A 13,978-nucleotide genomic window follows, 5' to 3' on the forward strand; every position below is an offset into this window, starting at 1 on the left:
AGATGGATGAGTCGCTCACGGTGGATCGGCGTGGTCGCGCGCGCGGGACAGATCCGAAACCCGGAGAGTCTACGACTCGACGGTGGGGGCGTGCAGGCCGGGGGTCATCGGGCGCGGATGCACCTTCCTGGGGCCCCCGCCAGCGCATTGGGCTACCTTCGCGCAGCAGCGCTGCGGTATTCGCCTTGGGAGCGGCCCGGCGGCTCATGCACAGCGGGCCGTCCAGCGCGCGTAGAGGCGATGCAGGAGCGCATGCATCTGCCGGGTGCGCCGGGGCAGATCCCGCAGGATGTCGTCGAAATCGCTGGCGGCCGGGTTGCCCAGCGCGTTCTGGCGTGCCAGCTGGTGCCCATTGCGCTGCACCGACAGTTCGACCAGCGCCGGGGTCATCTCGAGATGGGACTGCACCAGCAGGTGCAGCCCGCGCACCACGAGGGCCTGGTGGCCGCAGTGGGCGCCGCGCGCCAGCGGCACCGCGCCGGCCGGCGGTTCGAAGGTGTCGCCGTGCCACTGGAAGGTCTGCAGCACCTGCCCCGCGTGCTCGCCCCACCAGTCGCGGGCCGTGCCGGAGGCCTCGGCGGTGATCTCGCACCAGCCGATCTCGGGCCGGTCGTGCGGGCGGACCTCGCCGCCCAGGGCCAGCGCGACCAGCTGGCTGCCCAGGCAATGGCCCGCGACGGGAATGCCGCGCGCATCGGCATCGCGGATCAGCGCGAGCTCCTGCGCGATCCACGGCAGCGGGTCGTGCACGCTCATGTAGCCGCCCATGAACACCAGGCCGCCGAAGGCCGAGGCCTCGGCGGGCACCGCGTCGCCGTCGACGATGCGCACCCGCACCACCTCGCGGCCCAGCGCCTCGAGGATGGGCACCACCGCGCCCGGTGCCCCGACCTCGGTGTGCTGGAAGACCGCGATCGGCTTCATGCGGCGGGGCCGCGCAGCAGCAGCGATTCGACTTCCCGGCCGATGGCGAGCACCCGCGCGTCCTCGTACTTGCGGCCGACGATCTGCAGCCCGAAGGGCAACCGGTCGGCGTCGCGCCCCAGCGGCAGGCTCAGGGCCGGCTGCTGCGTCAGGTTGAACGGGTACGAGAAGCCGTTGTCCGCGAACCAGTTGACGGGCGCGCCGGTGCCGTCTGCGATGGGCGGCGCCACGGTCGGCGTGGCCGGCGTCAGCAGCAGATCGATGCGGCTGAACTGCTGGGCCAGGCGCGAAGTGAAGTCCCGCAGGCGGATCCGGCTGCGGGACAGCCGCCCGGCGTCCAGCGTCGCGCCTTCCTGGTAGAGCTGTTGAAGGGGACCCTCCAGCAGCGCGCGCTGCGCCGGCGTCCAGGCGAGAAAGGACTCGTGCACGCGCGACGCCCACACGGTCCACATGTCGGGCGCCATGTCCGTGCCCTCGGCGGGCAGGGGAACGAGGGTGTGGCCCGCCTGTCCGAGCTGTTCGACCAGCGCGTGGAAGGCTTCGGCGATCGCGGGCGCCACCTGCATGTCGGCGCCCAGTTGCAGGGTCCAGCCGATGGAGAGCGGCCGGACGGTCCCGGCGCCGCCGCGTGCGAACAGCGAACTCGGGTCGCGCGCATCGGCCTGGGACAGCACCTGCATGGCGAGCTCGCAATCCTCGACGCTGCGCGTGAAGGGGCCCAGGTGGGCGAATTCGGCGAAGGCGCTCTGCGGCGCGAGCGGGATGGCGCCGAAGGTCGGCTTGAAGCCCACCAGCCCGCAGTACGACGCCGGAATGCGCACCGAGCCGCCCGCATCGCTGCCGAGCGCCAGCGGGCCCCAGCCCGCGGCGGCCTGCGCGGCGGCGCCGCTGCTCGAACCGCCGGTCGAACGCAGCGGGTCGACCGGATTGCGCGTCAGGCCGCCCTGCGGACTCCGGGAGCCGATGTTCCAGCCGAATTCGGTCGTGGTGGTCTTGCCGAAGATCACGCCGCCCGCGGCGCGCAGCAGCGCCACGGCCGGCGAATCCGCGGCCGCCGGCGGCTCGCCGGCCGACGCCAGCGAGCCGCGGCGGGTGGGCCAGCCGGCCACGTTCATCAGGTCCTTGATCGACACCGGGACGCCGTCCAGCGGCCCGATGGCGCGGCCGGCACGCCAGCGCAGGCCGGACGCCAGGGCGGCCGCCCGGGCGCTCTCGCGGTCGAGCAGGCAGAAGGCGTTGATCTGCCGCGTGTCGGCCTCGATGGCCGCGAACAGCGCGTCCAGCACCCCTTCGGGCGTGTGCTCGCCGCTCGCGTAGGCCTTCGCCAGGCCGGCGATGTCCAGCCTCAGCGCATCGCAGGCCATCAGTGTGCGGCCTTGAAGGTCTCGAACTCGATGTTGGCGATCGTGCCGTCGACCTTGCCGACGCGGCGGATGTACTCGTCCTGCACGATGTCGCGGGTCTTCGCGTCGATGCCGATCGGGCCGCGCGGGCTTTCGAACTGCAGGCCCTGGAAGGCCTGGATCAGCGCCGGGCCGTCGGCGTTGCCGTTGGTCTTCTTCAGCGCGGCATAGATCGCGGCCATGCCGTCGTAGGCCGCCACGCTCATGATGGTCGGGCGCGCCTTGGCGTCGCGCTGCGCCTTGAAGTCGCGCACGTAGCGCGCGTTGAGTTCCGACTTGTGATGCATCGAATAGGGGTAGACGGTCGTGATGTCGAGCGCGCGGTCGCCGATCACCTCGATGATGGCTTCGTCGACGATGTCGCCGGTGCCGATGAGCTTGACGCCGGCCTCGGGCAGGCCCTTTTCGCGGAACTCCTTGATGAAGGCCGGTGCCACGTCGCCGCCGTTGACGAAGGCGAACAGCACGTCCGGCTTCGCGTCCTTCACGCGCTGCATGTAGGGCGAGAAGTCGAGCGTCATCATCGGCGTGCGCACGCTGCCGACGATCTCGYCGCCGGCCTTCCTGTAGGCGGCCAGGAAGGCGGCTTCGGCGTCATGTCCCGGCGCGTAGTCGGCGACGATCACATAGGCCTTCTTCGAGCCGTTCCTGATCGCCCATTGCGCGATCGGCGGCACCACGTCGGGGTAGCTGAAGGAGGTGCGCACCATGTAGGGCGACTTGGCCGTCAGGTCGGCGGCCGCCGCGTTCATCACGATCATCGGCACCTTGGCCTGCGTCGCGATCGGTGCGACCGACAGCGCGTTGGGCGTGAAGCCGAAGCCCGCCAGCAGCTGCACCTTGTCGCGGACCACGAGCTCCTGGGCCAGCCGCTTGGCGAGTTCCGGATTCGGTCCGGCCACGTCCTTCACGATGACCTCGACCCGCTTGCCGGCGACGCTGTCGCCGAACTGCTTCTGGTAGACCTTGATGCCGGCCTCCATCTGCTTGCCGAACTCGGCGAAGGGGCCGGACATCTCGGCGATGAGACCAATGCGGACGGTGTCCTGCGCGAAGGCGGCCGGCGCGGCCAGCGTGAAGGCGCAGGCGGCGAGCAGGCCGCGGCGGGACAGCCGGGAGACGGAAGTTGGCATGGTGTGGTCCTGACAGGAAAAGAGGAAAGGGAACGAAGACGGGGCTGGGCCCGCCTCAGGCCGGCACTTCGCCGATGCCGACGCCGAGCAGGCCTTCGAGCAGGGCCGCGTCGCCGGCCAGCGCCGCGCTCGGACCGGCATGCACCACGGTGCCGCGCTCCAGCACGATCGCCTGGTGGGTCATCTCGAGGGCCAGCACCGGGTGCTGCTCGACCACGATCGACGCCAGGCCCTCGCTCTCGCAAAGATGGCGGATCGAGCGGGCCAGCTCCTCGACGATGATCGGCGCCAGGCCTTCCATCGGCTCGTCGAGCAGCAGCAGCTTCGGGTTGGTCATCAGCGCGCGGCCGATGGCCAGCATCTGCTGCTCGCCGCCCGACAGCTGGTTGCCGTAGTTGCCGCGCCGCTCGTGCAGCCGCGGAAAGAACGCGTAGACCCGCTGCAGGTTCCACTTGCCCGGCCGCGCGATCACGGTCAGGTTCTCCTCGACGGTGAGCGACGGGAACACCTCGCGTTCCTGCGGCACCCAGCCCAGGCCGGCGCGCACGCGGCGATGGGCCGGCCAGCGCGTGATGTCCTCGCCGCACCAGCGCAGCGCACCGCGCATCACGCGGGTGTTGCCCATCAGCGTTTCGAGCAGCGTGGTCTTGCCCACGCCGTTGCGTCCCAGGATGGCGAGGCTCTGGCCCTGCGCCAGCGAGAAGCCCAGGCGGTCGAGCACCACGGCGTTGCCGTAGCCGGCCACCACATGGTCGAAGGCGAGCATCTCAGACATGGTTGGCTCCTGCGTGGCCCAGATAGACCTCGCGCACGCGCGGGTCGGTGCCGATTTCGGCGGGGGTTCCTTCGGTGAGGATCTGGCCGGCGACCAGCACCGAGATGCGACGCGAAAAGCGGAAGACGAGATTCATGTCGTGTTCGATGAACAGCACGCTGATGTCCTGCGGCAGCTCGGCGATGACCTCGAAGAGTTCGCCGCTCTCGTCCTCGGGCACGCCGGCGGCGGGCTCGTCGAGCAGCAGGATGCGCGGCCTGGCGGCCATGGCCAGCGCGATCTCCAGCAGCCGCTGCTTGCCGTAGGCCAGTTCGGCCACCGGCACGTCGGCCAGCGCGTCGAGCTTGAGGCGTCCGAGCAGCGCATGGGCCTCGTCGAACGCGGCCTTGTTGCGCTTGAGCGGACGCCACCAGACCGCGCCCAGGCCGTCGCGCTCGCTGATCGCGAGCACCACCGACAGCAGCGGCGTGAGGCTGGGAAACAGCGTGTTGATCTGAAAGGTGCGCGCCAGCCCCAGGCGGGCGCGCTTGTCGGCGGACAGCGAGGTGAGCTCGCGCTCGCCCATGTGGATCGTTCCGTGGGTCGGCCTGAAGACGCCCGTCAGCAGATTGATCAGCGTGGTCTTGCCGGCGCCGTTCGGGCCGATCAGGGCCTGCCGCGCGCCGGGTTCGAGCGTCAGGTTGACGTCGTCGACCGCGCGGAAGGCGCCGAAGGAGATCCCGAGCCCGCGGGTGCGAAGTGCGGCGCCGCTCATAGGGAGCCCTCCGTGCTGGGCACTGCGGTGCGAGCGCCTTCGGGCGGCCGGGCGGCGCTCATGACGGCCTCCCGGTCTTCACCAGGCGCGACAGCGCGCCCATGATCCCGCCGCGGCCGAGCATGACGGCGGCGATCAGGAAGATGCCGAGCCAGAACATCCAGTATTGCGGGTTGAGGTCGGCGAACCAGTCGTGCACCAGCATGTAGACGATCGCGCCGATGAGCCCGCCGTACAGCCGGCCGGTGCCGCCGAGCACGAGGATGATCAGCACCTCGGCCGAGCGGTTGAAGCCGATCGACTCGATGCCGACGAACTGCGTGGTCTGGGCCAGCAGCGCACCGGCGATGCCGGCGACGCCGGCCGACAGTGCATAGGCCATGCGCAGCCGCGCCTCCACCGGCGAGCCGATCGCGAGCATGCGCTTGCGGCTGTCGTGGATGCCGCGCAGCGTGAGCCCGAAGGGCGAGCCCAGCACCAGCCGCACGCCGAGGAACACCACCAGCACCACGGCGTAGGCGTAGACGAACGCCGTCTTGCCGAACAGGTCGAAGTCGAACAGGCCCAGCACCGGCGAGATCACCACGCCCTGCAGGCCGTCGGTGCCGCCGGTGATCGACGACAGCCGGTTGGCCAGCTCGGCCAGCAGCATGCAGACGCCGATGGTGATCATGAGCCGCGTGAGGTCGGCGCCACGCACCACCAGGTAGCTCAGCACATAGCCCAGCACGGCGCAAACCATGAGCGCGAACAGCAGGCCGCTGAAGGGCTCGCTCCAGCCATGCTTGGCCAGCAGGCCGGCCGCATAGGCGCCGGCGCCGAAGAAGGCCGCATGGCCCACCGTGAGGATGCCGGCGTAGCCGAGCGCCATGTCCAGCGAGACCGCGAACAGCCCGAAGATCATGATCTGGCTCATCAGCGTGAGCTTGTCCGGCAGCAGGAAGAAGCTGGCGCCCAGCGCGAGCCAGAAAGCCACCTCGGCCGCGCGCAGGCGGCCCGGCGAAACCGTGATGGGCTTCATACAAGCCCCTTGCGCGGAATGATGCCGTTCGGGCGCAGCAGCAACATGATGATCATGACGACATAGATGAGAAAGGCGCCGGCTTCCGGCAGGTAGTACTTGCCCGCGACATCGACGATGCCGACCAGCAGCGCGGCCACGAAGGGGCCGGTGATGGTGCCGGCGCCGCCGACGCACACCACGATCAGGAAGTACACGAGGTACTTGAGCGGGAACGACGGCTCCAGCCCCAGCATGCCGAGGCTCAACGCGCCGCCCAGTCCGGCCAGGCCGCAGCCCAGCGAGAAGGTCAGGAAGAAGAGCCGCTGCACGTGAATGCCGGTGCCGCCGGCGACGCGCTGGTTGTCCACCGCGGCCCGCACCATCGCGCCGTAGCGCGTCTTGCCGAGCACCAGCAGCAGGCCCGCGAGCACGAGCACGCCGCACAGGATCAGGAACAGCCGATAGCGGCCGACCTCCAGGCCCCCCAGCGACACCCGGCCGTCGAGCACCGGCGGCAGCTGGAAGGGCTGCATCGTCGGGCCGAAGAAGTAGGTGAAGACGGCGACCGAGACGAACACGATGCCGATCGACAGCAGCACCTGGTCGAGCGGATGCGCACGATAGAGCCGCCGGTAGAACAGGAACTCGAGCACCGCGCCGACCAGCGCCGCCACGACGAAGGCCACCGCCAGCGACGGGAAGAAGCCCACGCCGAAGTGGTTCATCAGAACGCTTGCGGCGTAGCCGCCCACCATCGCGAACGTGCCGTGCGCGAGGTTGACGAAGTTCATGAGGCCCATCGTGATGGACAGGCCCACCCCGATGAGGAAAAGGAGCATGCCGTAGGCCACTCCGTCGAAGATCACGATTCCCATGGATGTCCCGTTGCTGCTGTCGCGGCGGCCGCTCGCTTACTTGCTTTCCTTGGCCGGGTCCTTGACGCGCTCGAACTTGTCGAACTCGACGTTCACGAGCTCGCCCTTGGTGCGTTCGGTCTTGCGGATGTAGACCGTCTGCACGATGTCGCGCGTCGCGGGGTCGATCTGGACCGGGCCGCGCGGGCTCTCGAAGCTCAGGCCCTTGAGCGCTTCCATGAACTTGTCGCCAGAGACGTCGCCGCGGGTCTTGGCGAGCGCGAGGTCGATCGCGGCCATCGTGTCGTAGGCGGTGACGGCGAAGTAGCTCGGGCGCAGCTTGCCGCCGAACTCGGCCGTGAAGTCCTTGACGAACTTCTGGTTCTTCGGCGAGGGATGCGCATAGGAATAGTGGTGGCTCGTGAGCAGGCCCAGCGCCACGTCGCCGGTGGCGTCGAGGTAGCTGTCGTCGGTCGCCTCGCCGGTGGCGTAGAGCTTGATGCCCGCTTCTTCCATGCCGCGCTCCTTCCACACCTTGAGGAAGGCCGGCGGCATCACGCCCGAAGGGAAGAAGAAGAACACCGCCTGCGGCTTGGCATCCTTGATGCGCTGCACGTAGGCCGAGAAGTCGGGGTTGTTCATCGGCGTGCGGACTTCGCCGACCACCTTGCCGCCTTCGGCCGTGAAGGCCTTCTTGAAGGCGGTCTCGGCGTCGACGCCCGAGGCGTAGTCGGCGACCACCGTGTAGGCTTCCTTGACGCCCTGCTTGACCATCCAGCGCGCCATCGGGTCGGTCACCTGCTGCACGGTGAACGACAGCCGCGCCACGTAGGGCGAACTGCTGGTGATGGCGGAGGACGCCGCGTTCATCACGAGCGTCGGGATCTTGGCCTGGGTCGCGATGGCTGCGACGGCGTAGGCGTTGGGGCTGAAGTCCAGGCCGGTGAGGATGCCCACCTTGTCGCGCACCACCAGTTCCTGCGCGATGCGCTTGGCGGCATCGGGCGCCGGGCCTGCCGTGTCCTTCTTGATGATCTCGACCGGCCGCCCGGCGATCTTGCCGCCGTGTTCCTTGAGGTACAGCGCCACGCCGGCATCGAACTGGCGGCCGTAGTCGGCGTAGGGGCCCGAGTAGGTCGCGATCAGGCCGATGCGAAGCGGCTCGTCGGCGGCCTGGGCCGCGCCCATGGCGCCGAAGGCACCGAGGCAGGCCAGCGTCAGGGTGGCGAGCACATTTCTCTTGTTCATCATCATCGTGGAAGCTCCGTTCAATGAAGCCGGTGGGCCGGCAGGCAGGGTGGTTGGGAAAACGGTGGGGCCGGTGCGCGGCCCCGGGACTCAGGAGGTCGCGGCCTCCGGTGCGGTCGTCGCCGCCGACTTGAGGTCGAAGGATTCGTCGGCGAGCTGCCCGGCCGTGAAGCGGGCACGGGCGCCGATGAGCTTGCGGCTCAGCATGTGCTCGGCCGGCTTGTTCACCGAGTGCGCGGCCACCAGCGTGCCGCCGCGCAGATAGAACACGCTGAAGCGGTCGCTCGCCATGTCGCCGCGCAGCACCACCTCGTCGCCGGGCGCGGCCAGGCCGGTCATCTGGAACTTGAGGTCGAACTGGTCGCTCCAGAACCAGGGCACGGCCGTGCAGGGCCGTTCGTGTCCGACGATCAGCGAGGCCAGCGCGCGGGCGCCATCGTTGGCCGACTGGATCGATTCGAGCCGCATGCGCGCCGGTGCGCCGGGTGCGGGCGGCAGCGCCATGTTGGCGACGTCGCCGGCCGCCAGCACGCGCGGCGCGGTCGTGCGGCCCAGCATGTCGACCACGATGCCGTTGTCGACGCCGATGCCGGCCTCGCGCGCCAGCTCGGCATTGGGCAGCACGCCGATGCCCAGCACCACCAGGTCGCAATCGATGCGCTGGCCGTCGTCGAGCTCGACCGCGGCCACGCGGCCCTGGGTGCCATGCAGCGCACGCACACCGCGGCCGGTCAGGAGTTCGACGCCGCGGCGGCGATGCGCGTGCTCGACGAAGGCCGACATCGCGGGCGGGAAGGCGCGCGCCAGCAGATGCGGCTGCGCTTCGATCACCGTCACCGCGACGCCGCGCGCGCGCAGCGCCGAAGCGACTTCGAGGCCGATGAAGCCGCCGCCGATCACGCAGGCGCGCTGGGTGCGCTCGGCGGCATGGGCCACGCGCAGCGCATCGTCGAGGGTGCGCAGGTCGAGCACGCCGTCGAGGTCTGCGCCGGGCAGCGTGAACGGCCTGCAGCGCGCGCCGGTGGTCAGCGCGAGCCAGCCGTAGTCGAGCACGGCGCCGTCGTCCAGCGTCACCGAGCGGGCGCCGGCATCCAGCGCTTCGGCGCGGCGGCCGAGCCGCAGCTCGATGCGGTTCTGCTCGAAGAAGTCCGGGCCGCGCAATGGCAGCTGGTCGAGGGTCGTCTTGCCGGTCAGCAGGCCCTTGGACAAGGGCGGTCGCTGGTAGGGCGCATGCGGCTCGTCGCCGACGATGACGATGCGCTCCTCGAAGCCGAGCTCGCGGGCGCTGGCGGCCAGCTGGACGCCGGCATAGGATGCGCCGACGATCACCAGGGGGTGGGCGGCGGGCATCAGCTCTGGGTCTCGGGGACGCGCACGGTCAGGCCGTCGAGCTCGGCGGTCATCGTGAGCTGGCAGCTCAGGCGGCTGTTCGGCTGCCGTTCGGAGGCGACGCCGTCGAGCAGCTCGCCCTCCACCTCGTCGGGCGGCGGCAGGCGGTCGATGAAGGCGTCGTCGACGTAGACATGGCAGGTCGCGCAGGAGCAGGAGCCGCCGCATTCGGCATCGATGCCGCGGATGTTGCCGCGGATGGCGTTCTCCATCACGCTGGAGCCGGCCTTGGCGTCGACGCTGCGGCTGCTGCCGTCCCTGAGGATGTAGTGGATCGTGGGCATGGCGAGGTCAGAACATGTCGAAGTACTCGCGGTGTTCCCACTCGCTGACCTCGAGGTTGAAGCGGGCGATCTCCGCTTCCTTGATGTGGCACAGGTAGTCGACGAAGGTCTTGCCCATCTGTTCGTTCAGCATCGCGTCCTGGCGCAGGCAGGCGAGCGCATCGCCGAGCGAGCGTGGCAGGTGTTCGGCGGGCGTTTCGTAAGGGGCGTCGGCCGACGGGCCGGGGTTCGTCTTGTTGCGGATGCCGTCCAGGCCCGAGAAGAGCTGCGACGCGAGATAGAGATAGGGGTTGGCCGTCGGCTCGCCCACGCGGTTCTCGATGCGCGTCGCATTCTGCCCGACGCCGCCCAGCACGCGCAGCATCGCGCCGCGGTTGTCGCGGGCCCAGATGGCGCGGTCCGGCGCCAGCGAGAAGGGGCGGTAGCGCCGGTAGCCGTTGATCGTCGGGCTGGCCAGTGCGGCCGAGCCGCAGGCATGCTCCTTCAGGCCGCCGAGGTAGTGCAGGCCGAGGTCGCTCAAGTCCTGGCCAGGCTCCGAGGGCATGAAGGCGTTCACGCCGTCGCTTCTGCGGCGCAGCGACTGGTGCAGGTGCCAGCCGCTGGACATCACGTTCGGGATGCGCGGACGGCACATGAAGGTAGCGTGGTAGCCCGCGCGCTGGCAGATCTGCTTGATGGCGCTGCGCAGCAGCACCATGGTGTCGGCCGGCAGCACGCCGGCCGTGGGGCCGAAGGTCAGCTCGAACTGGCTCGGGCCGAACTCGATCTCGAGCGAGCGCAGCGGCAGGCCGAGCCCGATCAGCTGCGAGCGCAGCAGCTCCATCACGGCATCGACGCGGTCGTAGCGCAGCTCGGTCAGGTACTGGTGGCCGTGCGACAGCAGCGACACGCGCGGCGGCTCGCCGGGCTGGCCCGAATCGGCCAGGCCCATGCGCGGGTCGTCGAGCTTGAAGACGTGGAACTCGACCTCGAGGCCGGCGATGAAGTCCAGGCCCATCTCGCCGAGCTGGTGCACCGCGCGCTGCAGGATCTGGCGCGTCGCATACGGGCAGGGCTTGCCGTCGGCCATGTAGGCGTCGCACAGGATCCAGCCGGTGCGCGGCGTCCACGGCAGCACCTTGAAGGTCGAGGGGTCGGCCACGATCGTGAAATCAGCGCCGCCCTGGAAGCCTTCGATGGCGAAGCCGCCGCCGGCCGCGAACACCGGGAACACGGTCTTGTGCGAGGTGTCCTTGGCCAGCAGCGTGGAGGTCAGGTTGACGCCGTCCCACAGCGCGGCGCGGGCCTCGCTGGCGACCAGCGTCTTGCCGCGCAGCAGGCCGTGCTGGTCGGGCCAGGCGAAGCGCACCACATCGAGGTCACCCGCATCGATGCGGCGCACCAGTTCCTGGGCCTGCTTCTGCTGGTCGTCGGACCAGAGGCCGTGGCGGTCTACAAAGGAGCTCATGGCGGGACGTGCTCAGGCGGCGGACAGGCGGGCCGAGGCCCAGTCCGACTTGAGGCGGCGTTCGCGGTCGGCGCTCTGCCAGTAGCCGTCGGTGTTGCCGGACTCGCCGATGCCGTCGATCGACGGCGGCCCGGTGAGTGCGCTGGCCTGCGCGGCGTCGATCAGCATCGGCGCCCCTTCGCCCGCCTGCGTGCTCTCGATGGCCTTCACCAGCATCCGGCGGTAGGCGATGATGCCCTTGTCGGTGCTGCCCAGGTGCTCGCGCGTGCGATTCTGGATCGGGCCCTGCGACTCGACCGCCCACTGGTCGTGCACGTTGATGTCGTCGCCCATGCCGGTGTAGGTTTCGGTCCGCTGCTCGTCGATGCTGTAGCCGTAGTTGTTGCGCTTGTTCTTGCGCGAGGTGTAGTCGGGCAGCTCGTAGAGCTTGAGCCGCTGGTCGCGCATCTGCTGCTTGTCGACCGGGCCGGTGAAGCTGGTGAAGATCGCATACCAGTAGCAGTGCGTGTCGTCGACCGGCACATGCCACTGCGAGATGGTCATCTCGGCGCTCATCGGGATCACGAAGGCCTGCGGGAACACCACGTTGGTCACGCGCACGTGGGTCTGGGTCTCGGAGAGCTTGCGTAAGGCGGTCAGGCGCATGCCGTAGTCGGTCGGGTCGACGCTGATGTCCGGGCGGTCGTATTCGCGCAGCACCTTGGTGATCGGCATGTCGGAGTCGGCCGAGGCGCCGCGGAACTGCTTGCCGTAGCTTTCCGACGTGTCCGCGTCCTCGAAGAAGCGGTGCAGGTACGAGGCGTGCGCCGGGTCGATGCCGACCTCGAGCGCCTGCAGCCAGTTGCACTCGAACAGGCCCTTGAAGGCGAAGGTGTGCGAGTCGGGCGCCACGAAGCAGTCGAACTCGGGGAACGCCGGCGGCTCGCCTTCGCCGATGTAGGCGAACACGGTGCCGGCGCGCTCGACCACCGGGTAGGCGGCCTGCTTGATGCGGCTGCACAGCTTGCTGCCCGCGGGTTCGGCGGGGGTTTCGAGGCAGTTGCCCTTGGCGTCGAACAGCCAGCCGTGGAAGGGGCAGCGCAGGCCGCCGTCCTCGAGGCGGCCGAAGGCCAGGTCGGCGCCGCGGTGCGGGCAGTCGCGGTCGAGCATGCCCAGCTGGCCCTTCTCGTCGCGGAACAGGACGAAGTGCTGCCCCATCAACTGCACCGGCTTGACCGGGCGCGGGCCGGCGAGTTCGTCGGCGAGTGCCACCGGCTGCCAGTAGCGGCGCAGCAGCGTGCCCGCGGGGGTGCCGGGGCCGACCCGGGTGATGAAATCGTTTTGTTCAGCGCTGATCATGGGTGCTCCATCGAGGGGTGACAGTTGGAAACATGCACTGCATGCAATTGCATACATTGTCTAAGCTGTCTTTGTCCAAGGTCAATTGTTTTCCGTTCGAATTGAATGTTGACGGCCTGAAATAAAGGGTTAACACCTAGTGTCTGGCGCGTCTATGCGGTGCATCCCATTCAAATGGATGCATCATGGTTCTGATGTATGCAACATCCGGACCAACTGGCGATGCTTGTGTGCAATGGCCGTCGTTCTCCTTAGAATCGAACCATCCCTTCGCTTTGCCGACCCAGATGGACTCCCAACAATCCCGCGTGCTGGTTCAACTCCGCGACCTGATCCTCAAGGGTGAATTCGTGCCCGGCGAGCGGCTCGCCGAGATCCCGCTGGCGGAAAAACTCGGTGCCTCGCGCACGCCGGTGCGGCTGGCGCTGACCAGCCTGGAGCACGAGGGCCTGATCGAGCAGTCGCCGAGCGGCGGCTACCAGATGCGCCGCTTCACCTCGCAGGAGATCGCCGACGCGATCCGCGTGCGCGGCGTGATCGAGGGCTTTGCCGCCCGCCTGCTGGCCGAGGACGGCGCCTCGCGCCAGTTGCTGCGCGACCTGCACGAGTGCCTCGACGATGGCGACAAGGCGGTCAACAAGGCCGAGATGGGGCTGGACGACTACGCGGCCTACGTCGAGATGAACGACCGCTTCCACAAGCTCATCATGCAGGGCTGCGGCAACGTCGCGCTGCAGCGCGTGATGGACATGCTCGACGGCCAGCCCTTCGCGTCGCCGAGCGCGATGCTGCCGATGCAGTCGTCGATGGAAGAAGGGCACCAGTGGATGAAGCAGGCCCATCGCACGCACCACGCGATGGTGCAGGCGATCGAGCGCGGCCAGGGCTCGCGCGCGCAGGCGCTGGGCGAGGAGCACGTGGAGATCGCGCGCATGAATCTCGAGTACGCGCTCGAGCGGCCGGAACTCGCGGCCGAGCTGATGCCGGGGATGCGGCTGGTGGCCGGCAAGCCCCGCGGCTAGTTCTGGCAGTTGTTGCGGCTGACGCTGCAGTTCTTGAGCGCCTTGTCGAGCCGCGGGCGGCAGTTCTTCTCCGAGGCGGTCTTGCAGAACTGGTAGTCGGCCTTGGCCGTCTGCTTGCACGTGCTGTACTGGAGTTCGCATCGGGTCTGGCTGCCGCCATCACCCTGGGCGGATGCGAAAGTCGGCACGGCAGCGAGGATCCAGGCGGCGGATGCGAGCGCGATCTTTTTCATGAAGATGCTTTCCTCGGGAGGTGGGTCCGCATCTTAGATCGGTGGCCTCGGTGGGGCGTGGTCGATCGTCTGGACCGGCGGTGTTCGGGCTCGGGGCGCCGACCCTGCGTGACTTTTTTCACGGCCGGCGCGGCCGCGTAGATACAACTTGTTGCAAATAGGCCGCGCGCC

The 13,978-nt window shown here is 69.1% G+C and carries 14 protein-coding genes; 1 reads left to right on the plus strand and 13 read right to left on the minus strand.

Translation table 11 applies throughout. The features are described from left to right. Positions 1-204: 204 nt before the first annotated feature. The 12 genes from AC1D2O_RS21010 to AC1D2O_RS21065 all read right to left on the minus strand — a co-directional run bounded on the left by AC1D2O_RS21010 (position 205) and on the right by AC1D2O_RS21065 (position 12,552). The gene (locus AC1D2O_RS21010) at positions 205-924 is read right to left on the minus strand and encodes a type 1 glutamine amidotransferase (protein WP_478087145.1); all 720 of its coding nucleotides are present in this window, start codon (positions 922-924) and stop codon (positions 205-207) included. After that, positions 921-2,288, minus strand: a complete 1,368-nt coding sequence (locus AC1D2O_RS21015; protein WP_478157850.1) for an amidase family protein — start codon at positions 2,286-2,288, stop codon at positions 921-923. Before AC1D2O_RS21015 ends, AC1D2O_RS21010 begins: the two co-directional genes overlap by 4 nt. Further along, positions 2,288-3,460 carry an ABC transporter substrate-binding protein gene (locus AC1D2O_RS21020; RefSeq protein WP_478157851.1) on the minus strand — a complete coding sequence of 391 codons (1,173 nt, stop codon included), beginning with the start codon at positions 3,458-3,460 and terminating at the stop codon, positions 2,288-2,290. The genes AC1D2O_RS21015 and AC1D2O_RS21020 overlap by 1 nt, the downstream gene beginning before the upstream one ends. 55 nt (positions 3,461-3,515) lie before the next feature. Beyond that, positions 3,516-4,235 carry an ABC transporter ATP-binding protein gene (locus AC1D2O_RS21025; protein ID WP_478087150.1) on the minus strand — a complete coding sequence of 240 codons (720 nt, stop codon included), beginning with the start codon at positions 4,233-4,235 and terminating at the stop codon, positions 3,516-3,518. Beyond that, positions 4,228-4,989: an ABC transporter ATP-binding protein gene (locus AC1D2O_RS21030; RefSeq protein ID WP_478087152.1), complete on the minus strand. Its 762-nt coding sequence runs from the start codon at positions 4,987-4,989 to the stop codon at positions 4,228-4,230. Before AC1D2O_RS21030 ends, AC1D2O_RS21025 begins: the two co-directional genes overlap by 8 nt. A 58-nt stretch (positions 4,990-5,047) precedes the next feature. Beyond that, positions 5,048-6,010 carry a branched-chain amino acid ABC transporter permease gene (locus AC1D2O_RS21035; protein WP_478087153.1) on the minus strand — a complete coding sequence of 321 codons (963 nt, stop codon included), beginning with the start codon at positions 6,008-6,010 and terminating at the stop codon, positions 5,048-5,050. After that, the gene (locus AC1D2O_RS21040; RefSeq protein WP_478087154.1) at positions 6,007-6,867 is read right to left on the minus strand and encodes a branched-chain amino acid ABC transporter permease; all 861 of its coding nucleotides are present in this window, start codon (positions 6,865-6,867) and stop codon (positions 6,007-6,009) included. The genes AC1D2O_RS21035 and AC1D2O_RS21040 overlap by 4 nt, the downstream gene beginning before the upstream one ends. 36 nt (positions 6,868-6,903) lie before the next feature. Further along, on the minus strand, positions 6,904-8,100 hold the full coding sequence (locus AC1D2O_RS21045; protein WP_478087156.1) for an ABC transporter substrate-binding protein: 1,197 nt from the start codon (positions 8,098-8,100) through the stop codon (positions 6,904-6,906). A gap of 84 nt (positions 8,101-8,184) precedes the next feature. After that, on the minus strand, positions 8,185-9,444 hold the full coding sequence (locus AC1D2O_RS21050) for an NAD(P)/FAD-dependent oxidoreductase (RefSeq protein ID WP_478087157.1): 1,260 nt from the start codon (positions 9,442-9,444) through the stop codon (positions 8,185-8,187). Then, the gene (locus tag AC1D2O_RS21055) at positions 9,444-9,767 is read right to left on the minus strand and encodes a 2Fe-2S iron-sulfur cluster-binding protein (RefSeq protein ID WP_478087158.1); all 324 of its coding nucleotides are present in this window, start codon (positions 9,765-9,767) and stop codon (positions 9,444-9,446) included. The genes AC1D2O_RS21050 and AC1D2O_RS21055 overlap by 1 nt, the downstream gene beginning before the upstream one ends. A gap of 7 nt (positions 9,768-9,774) precedes the next feature. Then, positions 9,775-11,214, minus strand: coding sequence for a glutamine synthetase family protein (locus AC1D2O_RS21060; protein WP_478087160.1), 1,440 nt, complete (start codon positions 11,212-11,214; stop codon positions 9,775-9,777). 12 nt (positions 11,215-11,226) lie between these two features. Continuing rightward, positions 11,227-12,552 (minus strand): aromatic ring-hydroxylating dioxygenase subunit alpha, encoded by a 1,326-nt coding sequence (locus AC1D2O_RS21065; RefSeq protein ID WP_478087162.1) that lies wholly within the window; start codon positions 12,550-12,552, stop codon positions 11,227-11,229. A 287-nt stretch (positions 12,553-12,839) separates the two neighbouring features. Between AC1D2O_RS21065 and AC1D2O_RS21070 the strand changes: the two genes are divergently transcribed. Continuing rightward, positions 12,840-13,574 (plus strand): GntR family transcriptional regulator, encoded by a 735-nt coding sequence (locus AC1D2O_RS21070; RefSeq protein ID WP_478087164.1) that lies wholly within the window; start codon positions 12,840-12,842, stop codon positions 13,572-13,574. Here the strand turns inward: AC1D2O_RS21070 and AC1D2O_RS21075 are convergent. Beyond that, positions 13,571-13,807 carry a hypothetical protein gene (locus AC1D2O_RS21075; protein WP_478087166.1) on the minus strand — a complete coding sequence of 79 codons (237 nt, stop codon included), beginning with the start codon at positions 13,805-13,807 and terminating at the stop codon, positions 13,571-13,573. The genes AC1D2O_RS21070 and AC1D2O_RS21075 overlap by 4 nt on opposite strands. Positions 13,808-13,978: the final 171 nt, after the last annotated feature.

It is taken from the genome of Variovorax sp. P1_G12, from assembly GCF_056405555.1.

Coding starts and splice junctions, on each gene's coding strand:
- AC1D2O_RS21010 (WP_478087145.1), bottom strand. CDS start 924: ATGAAGCCGATCGCGGTCTTCCAGCACACCGAGGTCGGGGCACCGGGC.
- AC1D2O_RS21015 (WP_478157850.1), bottom strand. CDS start 2,288: ATGGCCTGCGATGCGCTGAGGCTGGACATCGCCGGCCTGGCGAAGGCC.
- AC1D2O_RS21025 (WP_478087150.1), bottom strand. CDS start 4,235: ATGTCTGAGATGCTCGCCTTCGACCATGTGGTGGCCGGCTACGGCAAC.
- AC1D2O_RS21030 (WP_478087152.1), bottom strand. CDS start 4,989: ATGAGCGGCGCCGCACTTCGCACCCGCGGGCTCGGGATCTCCTTCGGC.
- AC1D2O_RS21035 (WP_478087153.1), bottom strand. CDS start 6,010: ATGAAGCCCATCACGGTTTCGCCGGGCCGCCTGCGCGCGGCCGAGGTG.
- AC1D2O_RS21040 (WP_478087154.1), bottom strand. CDS start 6,867: ATGGGAATCGTGATCTTCGACGGAGTGGCCTACGGCATGCTCCTTTTC.
- AC1D2O_RS21045 (WP_478087156.1), bottom strand. CDS start 8,100: ATGATGATGAACAAGAGAAATGTGCTCGCCACCCTGACGCTGGCCTGC.
- AC1D2O_RS21050 (WP_478087157.1), bottom strand. CDS start 9,444: ATGCCCGCCGCCCACCCCCTGGTGATCGTCGGCGCATCCTATGCCGGC.
- AC1D2O_RS21055 (WP_478087158.1), bottom strand. CDS start 9,767: ATGCCCACGATCCACTACATCCTCAGGGACGGCAGCAGCCGCAGCGTC.
- AC1D2O_RS21060 (WP_478087160.1), bottom strand. CDS start 11,214: ATGAGCTCCTTTGTAGACCGCCACGGCCTCTGGTCCGACGACCAGCAG.
- AC1D2O_RS21065 (WP_478087162.1), bottom strand. CDS start 12,552: ATGATCAGCGCTGAACAAAACGATTTCATCACCCGGGTCGGCCCCGGC.
- AC1D2O_RS21070 (WP_478087164.1), top strand. CDS start 12,840: ATGGACTCCCAACAATCCCGCGTGCTGGTTCAACTCCGCGACCTGATC.
- AC1D2O_RS21075 (WP_478087166.1), bottom strand. CDS start 13,807: ATGAAAAAGATCGCGCTCGCATCCGCCGCCTGGATCCTCGCTGCCGTG.